Origin of the sequence: Corynebacterium ulceribovis DSM 45146 (genome assembly GCF_000372445.1) — a bacterium.
Taxonomy (GTDB): Bacteria; Actinomycetota; Actinomycetes; order Mycobacteriales; family Mycobacteriaceae; genus Corynebacterium; species Corynebacterium ulceribovis.
Genome location: NZ_AQUY01000003.1, coordinates 230,054 through 241,774, shown reverse-complemented (window position 1 = coordinate 241,774; position 11,721 = coordinate 230,054). Strand labels below are relative to the sequence as shown.

Sequence of the window (11,721 nt, the reverse complement as noted above, 5' to 3'; positions counted from 1 at the left end):
AAGGCATGAGAAAAGTACTAACCGTGGTGGCTGTTGCGCTGCTGCTTGTCGTGATTGTTTTGGGTGTGGGCACCTGGTTGGGTGAGCAACCAGGACAGCCGGGCATGCCTGGCAAACCCAAAACCACCTCGCCAACGGCGCAACAACCAGCACACTGCTCGGATGTGGAACTGATTTCCGCGCCGGGCACGTGGGAGTCGTCGCCATCGGATGATCCGATGAACCCGACGTTCAACCCGAAATCCCTCATGCTGCGGATTACCAAACCGCTGCAGGATAAGTACGGCGAAGACCGCCTCAAAGTGTGGACCGTGCCGTACACGGCGCAGTTCAAGAACATCAATGCGATGCACGAAATGACCTACGATGCGTCGCGGACCGAGGGCTACAACAAAATCGTCGCCGAAATGCAGGCCACGAATAAGGAATGCCCGCTGACGAACTTTGTCCTGATCGGGTTTTCCCAAGGTGCCGTAATGTTGGGCGATTTAGCGTCCGAAATTGGACAGGGTAGTGGGCCCGTTCCAGCCGACCGTGTCCTTGGGGTCACCTTGCTTGCTGACGGTCGCCGCGAACCTGGTGTCGGCAACCATGTCGGAACCAAAGTTCGGGGCATCGGCGCTGAAATTGCGCTGCAGCCGGTCAGTGCTCTGGTGCAGGCCGTCACGCCTGGGGCGTCCATGCGCGGCTCGCGTCCGGGTGGCTTCGGTGAGCTCGATGACCGCACCAATGAAATCTGCGCGCCCAATGACAGCATCTGTGATGCGCCGCGCGATATCGGCAACGCACTACAGCGCGCCAATGAGCTGATTCAGGCCAACGGTGTGCATGCGCGCTATGCCACGAACCCGAAAGTCGTGAACGGTACTACTGCCACGAAATGGACCTTTGGTTGGGCCGTGGCGACGATTGATGGTGCGCCGGACTACTAAGCGTTCCGGTGGCGTGGCCAGTTGATTCGCTGGCCTTTTGCCGCGCGGGGTTAGCACGATTACCGGAAATGTATGAAAACCGAGTAGTTTTGCAAAGAGTTTCTACAGCAAAAGTAATATGCGATAGCGTTTAGTCGAAGTAACTACTAACGGACTGCGCTTCGTTACTAGCTAAATTCCATAAACCAACACGCGTAGCTAACTTAGGAGCACCATGGATCTGAACATGCTGTTGCAGCAGTTTTTGGATGAAAACGGCGAATTTAACTTCCCGCCGGACTTCTCCATCCCAAACCTGGCAGAAATGCTGGTCGCAGTCAACGAAATGCGCGGCACCTCTGACGAGCCACAGATCGAGTACTGGGACTACTCCGAATCGCGTGATGGCGAGCAGGTAATTTACACCAAGCGGGACGTCAACCAGCGCATCAAAGCTGTCGCCGCCCGCCTGCAGCAGATTGGTCAGCCAGGTGCCAAGGTTGCCTGCCTGATGGAAAACTCCCCGGAGTACCTCTTCGGCTTCCTGGGCACCATGTACGCCGGTATGACCGGCATGCCGCTCTACGACCCGAAGGAGCCGGGCCACGGCGACCACCTTGCTTCCGTGCTGGAACGCGTCCCAGTGGATATTGTGCTGACCAACAAGGTCTCCGCACCGCAGGTTCGTGCCCTGTTCGCTGACCGACCAGCAGCCGAGCGTCCGCGCATCCTCGCAGTGGACGCCATCCCAAGCTCTCTGGCGGAGTCCTACGTCTCCTTCGCGGAAGACCCGAAGTGGGCAGTGGGCCTCGACGACCGCGCATTCCTCATGTTCACCTCTGGTTCCTCCCGCAACCCAGAAGGCGTCGACATCACCAGCCGTTCGGTGCTGTCCAACGTCTTCCAGGTATTCGGTGCGGTGCACCTGAAGCTGCCGCTGCGCCTGGTGACCTGGCTGCCGATGCACCACAACCTCGGTTGCGTGCTGGGCACCCTCGTGGTGGCGATGGGCCTGCCAGTGACCTTGATGAGCCCACGCGACTTCATCCAGCACCCAGAGCGTTGGCTGGAACAGATGAACAAGCGCAATGACGAAGAGCACATCTACACCGTCATCCCGAACTTCGCACTGGAGCTGGCCAACCGTTTCGGCAAGCCAGGCGAAGGCGAGTCCTTGGACCTGACCGGTGTGGAAGCAATCGTCATTGGCTCCGAGCCAGTCACCGAAAAGGCCACCCGCGAATTCCTCGCGAACTTCACCCCATTCGGCCTGCGCGACGACGCACTGCGTCCGTCCTACGGCCTGTCCGAAGCAACGCTGCTGGTCACCACGCCACAGCTGGGCGTGCATCCACGCGTGACTTGGGTGGACCGCGACTCCCTCAACGCCGGTAAGCCGCAAGAAGTAGCGGCGAACTCCGAGAACTCGGTGCCGTTGATGTCCAATGGCTCGGTGGCGAAGCCGCAGCACCTCATCGTGGTCGACCCGGAAACCAAGGTTGAGCTCGACGATGGTCTGATTGGTGAACTGTGGCTGACCGGTGACAACGTCCCAGCAGGCTACATCACCGACGCAGAAAAGTCGGCAGAAGCGTTCCACAACAAGCTCGCTGGCCGCCGCGCGGAAAACTCCCGCGCCGAAGGCGTCGCAGACGATGCGAACTGGGTGGCCACCGGCGACCTAGGCTGCTTCCTGTACGACGAAATCCACATCACTGGTCGCATCAAGGACCTGATTGTCATCGCTGGCCGTAACCACTACCCACAGGACGTGGAATACACCGCGGAAGCAGCTACCAAGCAAGTGCTGCCCGCTGTGGTCGCGGCGTTTACCATTCCGGGCGACGACGTGGAAAAGTTGGTTATCATTGCAGAAAGAAACTTCAATGCAACCCCAGAAGGGGATGAAGAAGCTATCGCTGCAATTCGATCTGCAGTATCTGCAACGCACGGCATCGTCCCGAGCGATGTACGGATCGTGGACCAGAACCTGATCCCACGAAGCTCCGCAGGTAAAATTGCACGTCGACCAGCACGTCAGGCCTTTATTGACGGCAAGTTCGACAATTAATTAGTTAGAGGAAAGACGACAACTTTCATGGACGATTTTCAAGCTGGCACTGAGCTCTCCGTTTCTCAGCTCCGCGAATGGCTACGCGCGTGGATTGTGAGCAACACTGGCTTAGACGCCGCAGAGGTCACTGATGATCGTCCAATGGAAGACTTCGGTCTGTCCTCCCGCGATGTCGTGGTCCTCTCCGGCGAACTCGAAAACCTCGTCGGAGTGCGACTCGACGCCACATTGGCCTACGAATACCCGACTATTTCCCTGCTTGCCCAACGGCTTGTTGACGGACCAGACGCCGCGCAAGCAGAAGCCGACAGTGCTGCTTACGTCAAAAAGCACGCTTCTGCGACAGCGCTGCGCAAACGCGTGGACTCCTCGCTAACCGACATGGACATCGCCGTCATCGGCATGGCCGGCCGCTACCCAGGCGCCAACAATGTCGACGAGATGTGGTCGATGCTCATTGAAGGCCGCGATGGGATCACCGAGGTGCCGGAAGGCCGCTGGTCCGAATACGCGATGCAGGACACCGTCGTCGCTAAGCTCGCCGAAACCGACACCCGCGGCGGCTACCTCGACGACATCGAAAGCTTCGACCCAGAATTCTTCGGCCTATCGCCGCTGGAAGCCACCAACATGGACCCCCAGCAGCGCATCCTGCTGGAACTGACCTGGGAAGCCCTCGAGCACGCTCAGCTGCGACCATCTGACCTGCGCGGCGAACCAGTCGGCGTATTCATGGGCAGCACCAACAATGACTACGGCATGCTCATTTCCGGCGACCCGGAGCACGCCCACCCATATGCGCTGACCGGTAACTCCACCGCGATCATCGCCAACCGCCTGAACTACGCTTTCGACTTCCGCGGCCCATCCGTCGCCGTCGACACCGCATGCTCCTCCTCTCTGGTGGCCATCCACCAGGCCGCCCAGGCGCTGCGCATGCAAGAAGCTGAAGTTGCCGTCGCAGGTGGCGTCAACATTCTGGCGAACCCATTCGCCACCACCGCTTTTGGCCAACTCGGCGTGTTCAGCCCAACCGGCAAAATCCACGCCTTCTCCAACGACGCAGACGGCTTCGTCCGCTCCGACGGCGCCGGCGTTGTCATCCTGAAGCGCCTGGAAGATGCCGAACGCGACGGCGACAATGTCCTCGCCGTGATTAAGGGCTCCGCGGTGAACTCCGACGGCCGCTCCAACGGCCTGACCGCACCTAACCCAGACGCGCAGGTGGACGTCCTACGCCGCGCCTACGCCGACGCCGGTATTGACCCAACGAAGGTCGACTACGTTGAAGCGCACGGCACCGGCACCATCCTCGGTGACCCAATTGAAGCGTCCGCACTGGCCACCGTGCTTGGCCACGGCCGACCAGCAACCACCCCAACGCTGCTGGGCTCGGCAAAGACCAACTTTGGTCACACGGAAGCCGCTGCCGGTGTCGCTGGCCTGATTAAGGTCGTGCGCGCGATGCAGGAAGATGCGCTACCGCAGTCGCTGCACTACGCCGGCCCGAACCCATACGTTGACTTCGACGGTGGCCGCCTAGAGGTCGTCGAGGACCCACGCGAGTGGCCGCGCTACTCCGGCAAGGCCGTCGCCGGTGTTTCCGCCTTCGGCTTTGGTGGCACCAACGCGCACGTCGTGGTGGAAGAAGCCCCACGCAAGAAGAAGACCCCAGCCATTTCACCAACCGCAACGACCGCGGAACTGGAAATCGGCTGCCCAGACCTTGACCCACAGCAGCTGCCAATCCTGCCGAACCCGAAGGCTGTGCTGCTGCCAGTCTCTGGCCTGTTGCCGTCGCGCCGCCGCCTAGCTGCCGCGGACCTGGCGACCTGGCTGCGGGAGCAAACCGCGAACGGCCGCAAGGGCCCAGACCTGGTGACCGTCGCCCGCGCGCTGGCAAAGCGCAATAACGGCCGCTCCCGTGCGGTGGTTCCGGCTGGCGACACTGAGCAGGCAATTGCGCTGCTGGATAAGGTCGCTGAGGGGCAGAAGAGCCCAGAAATCGCGTCGAATGATGCGCCGCTCGCCGCCGGCCCGGTGTGGATTTTCTCCGGTTTTGGTGGCCAGCACCGCAAGATGGCGAAGGAACTGTACGAACTGTCACCGTTTTTCGCTAACGCGCTGCACCGCATCGACGAGGTCATCCGCTTTGAGTCCGGGTGGTCGTTGGTTGACCTGGTGCTTGATGACGAACAGACCTACGGCACGGAAACTGCCCAGGTCGGGATCACCGCGATTCAGCTGGCCTTGATTGATTTGATGCATGAACTCGGCGCGAAACCAGCTGCCGTGGTGGGCATGTCGATGGGTGAAATCGCTGCCGCCTATGCCACTGGTGGCCTGAGCTGGCGCGATGCCATCCGCATCGCCTGCCACCGTTCCCGCCTGATGGGCGAGGGCGAAGGCATGCTCGCTGAAGATGAGCTCGGTGCGATGGCTGTGGTGGAGTTCTCCGTCGAAGAGCTGGACCAGTTCATTGCCGACCACCCAGATTTCGCCGGTGTCGAACCTGCCGTGTACTCCGCGCCAACCATGTGCACCGTGGGTGGCCCGCGACCAAAGGTCGTCGCGATGGTGGAATACCTGGAAGGCCAGGGCAAGTTCGCGCGCCTGCTGAATGTGAAGGGCGCGGGCCACACCTCCATGCTGGACCCAATTCTGGCGGAATTGTGGGCTGAGATTTCCGACATCACGCCGCAGCCGCTGCAGGTGCCACTGTTTAGTTCGGTGGACCGCGGCCGCGAATACAAGGTCGGCGAAACGCTGCACACTGCGGACTACTTCGTGCGCTGCACCTCGAAGCCAGTGTGGTTCTCCGATGCGATTGCGTTGGCGGCCGCGCAGGGCCACACCACCTTTGTGGAGTTCAGCCCGAACCCGGTGGCGCTGATGCCAACGATGATCACCACCATGATGGCGGGCGTCGACGGCACCATGATTCACCTGATGAAGCGCAAGGAAGACGCCACCGACTCGCTGCTGGACGCACTGGCGAAGCTGTACGCCCTCGGCGAAGACATTGACCTTGCTCGTCTGGTTGGCCCGGGTAAGTCTGCGGCAGTGCCGGGCGTCCACTGGAAGCACCAGAAGTACTGGACTGCGGCGCGCCCGTCTTCGTCGGGCCGGGCTGCTATGCCGGGGTCGAAGGTGCAGCTGCCGGATGGTCGGATTGCGTTTGCCGGTCACGCCGAAATCGTGCCGTCGCTTGGCGGTCTAATTGATTCTGCGGTGGAGCAGTCGCTGCCTTCGGGTCAGGTCATTGCGCTGGAGGAGTACTCTGAGCTGCCTGCTTCCGGCGACCTGACCACGATTGTCACCCCGAACCTTGCCGGTGCCACCGTCCAGGTGTTCAGTGCGGGTGAGCCAATGGCGCTGCTGGCGGAAGCCGCGGTCGTCAAGGGCAATCTGCCGGAGGTCAACGCCGCGGTGGCCCAGGTTGCCAGCCCAGTCGGCGGCACCACCGGTACCACTTCCGCGCTTGTTGACGAACAGACTCCGTCCACTCCGGGTATGCCAACCGCAACTGCAGCGGCGGCACCAGCGTGGACCCCAGAGTCCGGCGTGAGCGTGGCCGATCACCTGCGTGTCATTGTTTCGGAAGCGATGGGTTACGAAATCGATGACCTCCCGCTGGAACTGCCACTGATCGACCTTGGTTTGGACTCCCTGATGGGTATGCGGATTAAAAACCGCATTGAGCACGACTTTGGTCTGCCGTCTCTGCAGGTCCAGGCACTGCGTGATGCCTCCGTCGCTGATTCCATCGCATTGGTGGAGCAGATGGTGGCCGATAAGCAGAAGGGCACTGACGCAGCTGCCGAAGCTGTGGCAGCAGCCGCGAAGTCTGACCCGGCTGCCGAAAATGACGCCGAGCCATCCGGTTCGACGGTCGAAGGGTTGGGTGTTGCGCCACGTGACGCCACCGAACGCCTCGTCTTCGGTACCTGGGCCACCATCACCGGTAAATCTGCTGGTGGTGTGACGAACGCACTGCCTGAGCTTGATGACGATACCGCGACCGCTCTGGCTGCCCGCCTGTCCGAACGTGTCGCCGCGGACATTCCAGTTGACGCAGTCACCAGCGCCAAGACGCTGGAGTCACTGGCGGAAGTGGTTCGACCACACCTGGAAACCGACGTCGACGGCAATGTTCGCGTCCTGCGCGAACGCGCGGAAGGCTCCGACGCACCATCGGTATTCCTCTTCCACCCAGCTGGTGGCTCCTCCGCGGTGTACCAGCCACTGATGCGCCGCCTGCCAGAGGACGTACCGGTCTACGGCATTGAGCGTGTCGAAGGTGGCATTCAAGACCGCGCCGCCCAGTACCTGACGGATATTCAGCGCTACAGCGATGGCCGTCCGGTTGTGCTCGGTGGCTGGTCACTCGGTGGCGCTCTGGCGTATGAAGTTGCGCACCAACTCGTCAACAAGCCCGAACTTGGAGTAACGGTCGACCTGATTGCCCTCCTGGATACCGTCAAGCCATCGGAACCTATTCCAAACACCACCGAAGAGCTGCACGCACGCTGGGACCGCTACGCCGCGTTCGCCAACAAGACGTATGGTCTGGCGATGGAAGTGCCGCACGACATGCTCGAAGAGCAGGGTGAGGAAGCGTTCACTGAGCAGCTGTTTGAAATGCTCAAGATGATGGACTCGGGAACCACTGGCCTGTCCGGCGGGGTGCTGGAGCATCAGCGGGCGTCGTTTGTCGACAACCGGGAGCTGGACAAGGTTGAGCTGGCGGATTGGGCCGATGTCACTGCGCCGGTGGTGCTATTCCGTGCCGAGCGGATGCATGACGGGGCCGTGGAGCTGGAACCGCGCTACGCCCAGATTGACCCAGATGGCGGTTGGTCGGCTATCGTCGAAGACTTGGAAATTGTTCAGCTGCGCGGCGACCACCTTGCCGTTGTGGATGAGCCAGAAATTTCGACCGTCGGGGCGCGGCTTTCGGAACGAATTGCGCAGCTCCGCGGTGGAAAAGACGACGGAAACAACGACGGGAAGTAGACACCAGTGACCGCATCGACCATGGCGGAAAAGCTAGCTGACCTGCGCGCCCGGCTCGAGCAGGCGCAGGACCCTGGCTCCGAGCGGGCGAAAGCGCGCCGCGACGAAGCCGGCGACACCAGCCCGCGTGAACGCATCGCGCAGCTGGTCGATGAAGGCTCCTTCGTGGAAATCGGTGCCTTGGGTCGCACCCCGGGTGACCCGGATGCGCCTTACTCCGACGGTGTGGTGTGTGGCTTTGGTCGGGTCGGCGGTCGGCCGATTGCGGTGTATGCACACGACAAGACCGTTTATGGTGGCTCCGTTGGTGTGACCTTCGGCCGGAAAGTGTGCAACCTGCTGGACCGTGCAAGCCAGCTCGGTTGCCCGGTGGTCGGTATTCAGGATTCCGGTGGCGCGCGTATTCAGGATGCGGTGACGTCGCTGGCGATGTACTCCGAGATTGCGCGGCGGCAGTTGCCGCTGTCGGGTCAGTCGCCGCAGATTTCCCTGATGCTCGGTAAATGTGCAGGTGGCGCGGTGTATGCGCCGGTGACGAATGACTTTGTTGTCGCCGTTGATGGCCGTACCGAAATGTATGTGACCGGCCCAGCGGTGATTAAGTCCGTGACCGGCGAGGACATCACCCCGCAGGAGCTTGGTGGCGCGCAGGCAACCGCCGCGGCCGGCAACGTCTCCTACGTCGCAGCGGAAGAGTCCGAGGCCTTCGACTACGTCAAGGACCTGCTGGACCACCTGCCAACCTCCGTGTGGGAGCCAGTGCCGCAGGTGTGGGCACCGGACGACAGTGAAACTGACCGCGACCTGGAACTGGACACGCTGCTGCCGGATGACCCGAACGCGGGCTACGACATGATGGACGTGCTGGTCCGCATCTTCGACACCGAAGACTTTGTCGAGGTCATGCCGGAGTACGGGCCGAATATTATTACCGGTTTTGCCCGCATTGATGGTTCCAGTGTTGGCGTGGTGGCGTCCCAGCCGATGCACCTGGCTGGTTGTATTGATGCCGCGGCGGCGGAGAAGGCCGCGCGTTTCATCCGTATCTGCAATGCTTACCGCATCCCGCTGGTGTTCGTTGTGGATACGCCGGGTTACTTGCCGGGTGTGGAGCAGGAACGCCAGGGCATTATTCACCGTGGTGCGAAGCTTGGTTTCGCGATGGTGGAGGCGTCTGTGCCGATTGTCACCGTGATTGTGCGTAAGGCCTATGGCGGTGCGTACGCGGTGATGGGGTCGAAGAACATGGGCGCCGACATGAACTTTGCGTGGCCAACTGCGCAGATTGCGGTGATGGGTGCCGATGCTGCGGCCGTGATGGTTTATGGCCGTCAGCTTGCGGAGATGCCGGAGGAGCAGCGGCCGATGGCGAAGGCGATGTTCATGAGCTTCTACAACGAGAACATGACCAGCCCGTACATGGCGGCAGAGCGCGGTTACGTTGACGCGATGATTCAGCCGTCGGAGACCCGCGTGCGGCTGCGCCAGGCGCTGCGCCAGCTGCGCACGAAGGAAAAGGCCGACAACCCGAAGCGCCACCTGATTGCGCCGCTGTAGGTCGGGGCGTTAGGGCTTTTTGACGTAATGATCACTTTCGCACTGCCATAACTGTCGAGATTCACGAATGTCTCCCACTTTGGCAGTGCGAAAGTGATCTGCCCAGGTGAGCGAACCCCGTGGCGCTTGCGACTATGTGCTTTACGCCCCTCTAATGGTCTTACTGTCAGCCGCGGAGCGGCTGGCATTTTGCTTTTTGACGTTGCGGTGCGTCGCTTTGCCGTTTTGGGGTAGAACTCGCGCAGTCGCTGTGGGCCTCTTACTTGGGACTTCAGTCGGATTGGCGTGCTGCGTTGGCCGGGTTTTTGGTACGAGCTGGCTCGGTGATCACTTTCGCACTGCCAACAGTGCTCGACTGCTATCGGTTCCTGGTTCTTGGCAGTGCGAAAGTGATCGGCCCAGGTCATCTGGTGGTGGGCGCTGCCATCTGGGGCTTGGGATCACTTAGCCACTGCCATGACGTTCGAGATTCACGAAAGTGTCCCACTTTGGCAGTGCGAAAGTGATCCGCGCAGGTGGGGAAGTCGTTTTGGCATTGCTTTTGTCGGATTGGCGTGCTGCGTTGGACGGGTTTTTGGTACGAGCCGGCTCGATGATCACTTTCGCACTGCCAACATTGCTCGACTGCTGACACTTCTTGGTTCTTGGCAGTGCGAGAGTGATCCGCCCAGGTCAATAGCTCGACTTCCGACGAAGGCGCACGAAAAAGCCGGCCACCGAAACGGTGACCGGCAAAGCGAGGCGCGCAGATGCGGAGCGCTCTAAAGGACGCGGCAGGCAGCTTGCTGCCGCCGTGCGGACTATGCCGCAGCTGGAACTTCTTCCGAATTGCGGTCGGTGGCAGCTGCTGGCTTCAGCAGTGGCAGCGCCGCGAGAATGGCGATTGTGCAGCCGAAAATTGGGATAGCCGGCAGCACATACGCCACCGGCGGGTAGCGGTTCTCCCACGTGAAGTAGTTGAACTGTTGCATGATGTAGCGCGGTTCAATGAACACCACAATGAGCGACAGCGTCAGCGCGACCACAATAATCCAGGTCAAAGCGCGGGCGGTACCGGCGGTCATCCAGACGCGGCCCCCAGCGTCACCGCCACAGCCAACCGCGCTGCCGCCAGCGCCGCCAGCGCCAGCATCAACGCCCCGCGAAGCGCGCACTTGGTGCCAGTAGTACTGGCACACCTGCAGCCAGGCATAACCAATCATTGGCCACCAGACCCAGTGGTGGGTCCAGCTCACTGGCGACAGCAGCAACGACGCCAAGTTCGCCAGCGCAATTAGCGTCACACGGTCAAAGTGTGCGGCCTTGTCGGCCGAGGCCATTGCCCACATCACGGCCAAAATCAGCAAGCCAACCACGGCTGCGGCAGCTACCCACGCGAGCTTGGAAGCGTCAATACGCGCAAGCACGCCTTGAATAGACACATTTTCAATGAAGCCCGGGTTGCCAATACGGGCCGGGTCAACGATGACACGGGTCCAGTAGTCGATGGTGTTGCTTGGCACGAACGCCAAGCTCACCAGCTGCGTGCCAATGAAACTCGCGACACCAATTGCGGTGGCACGCCACTGACGCATCGCAAATGGTGCCACCAGCAGCGCCAGCGGCGTCAGCTTAATGCCCGCGCACACACCGACGACCACCGCAAACGGCACCAGCGACCGGAAACGCACGAAGGTCAGGTACGCCGCGCCGAGCAGCAGCACGTTAATCTGCCCGAAGTCCATGGAGTCGCGCACCGGCCCAGAGATCAGGAAAATCAGCCCGACCATGAACGGGTTCAGCAGATGCCCCCAGTTCGGCAGGAGCCGCTGCAACCGTGACGTGAAATCCCACGCCACGGCAAACGCCACCGCCACGCTTGCGACCAGCAGCAACAGGTAGGCGACATTCTGCGGCAGTGCCGCCAACGGCAGGAAGAGCATCGCCGCGAACGGTGGGTAAGTGAACGGCAGGCGCGGGCCATCATCCGGCCCGACATGCCCTTCGTACAGCACTTCTGGGGTGTGCCACAGTGTCAGCGCACCTTCGCGGTATACACGCAGGTCAATGCCGCCGAATCCGACGCGGAAAAACAGCCAAATGGCGAGAAGAACAACCAGCCCATTCAAGGCGATGGGCAATGCGCGGTTGTTGCGCAAAGAGTCGAACACGGTGGCGTGGGCC

At 61.3% G+C, this 11,721-nt stretch carries 5 protein-coding genes; 4 read left to right on the top strand and 1 reads right to left on the bottom strand.

Annotation, left to right across the window (positions count from 1 at the left end; translation table 11 throughout):
• The first annotated feature begins 5 nt into the window (after nt 1-5).
• The 4 genes from A3EC_RS0109610 to A3EC_RS0109595 all read left to right on the top strand — a co-directional run bounded on the left by A3EC_RS0109610 (nt 6) and on the right by A3EC_RS0109595 (nt 9,558).
• On the top strand, nt 6-932 hold the full coding sequence (locus A3EC_RS0109610; protein WP_026162385.1) for a cutinase family protein: 927 nt from the start codon (nt 6-8) through the stop codon (nt 930-932).
• Nucleotides 933-1,146: 214 nt separating this feature from the next.
• On the top strand, nt 1,147-2,982 hold the full coding sequence (locus tag A3EC_RS0109605; RefSeq protein WP_018024973.1) for an AMP-binding protein: 1,836 nt from the start codon (nt 1,147-1,149) through the stop codon (nt 2,980-2,982).
• A gap of 27 nt (nt 2,983-3,009) precedes the next feature.
• Nucleotides 3,010-8,001 carry a polyketide synthase Pks13 gene (gene pks13, locus A3EC_RS0109600; protein WP_018024972.1) on the top strand — a complete coding sequence of 1,664 codons (4,992 nt, stop codon included), beginning with the start codon at nt 3,010-3,012 and terminating at the stop codon, nt 7,999-8,001.
• A 6-nt stretch (nt 8,002-8,007) separates the two neighbouring features.
• Complete coding sequence (locus tag A3EC_RS0109595) at nt 8,008-9,558, top strand: acyl-CoA carboxylase subunit beta (protein ID WP_018024971.1); 1,551 nt, start codon at nt 8,008-8,010, stop codon at nt 9,556-9,558.
• Nucleotides 9,559-10,358: 800 nt separating this feature from the next.
• Here the strand turns inward: A3EC_RS0109595 and A3EC_RS12590 are convergent.
• A complete protein-coding gene (locus tag A3EC_RS12590) occupies nt 10,359-11,708 on the bottom strand; it encodes a glycosyltransferase 87 family protein (RefSeq protein ID WP_018024969.1) in 1,350 nt (449 codons plus the stop codon).
• Between the last annotated feature and the right edge of the window lie 13 nt (nt 11,709-11,721).

Excerpts from the sequence above, each read along its gene's own strand:
- A3EC_RS0109610 (WP_026162385.1), top strand. The coding sequence starts at position 6 with ATGAGAAAAGTACTAACCGTGGTGGCTGTTGCGCTGCTGCTTGTCGTG.
- A3EC_RS0109605 (WP_018024973.1), top strand. The coding sequence starts at position 1,147 with ATGGATCTGAACATGCTGTTGCAGCAGTTTTTGGATGAAAACGGCGAA.
- pks13 (WP_018024972.1), top strand. The coding sequence starts at position 3,010 with ATGGACGATTTTCAAGCTGGCACTGAGCTCTCCGTTTCTCAGCTCCGC.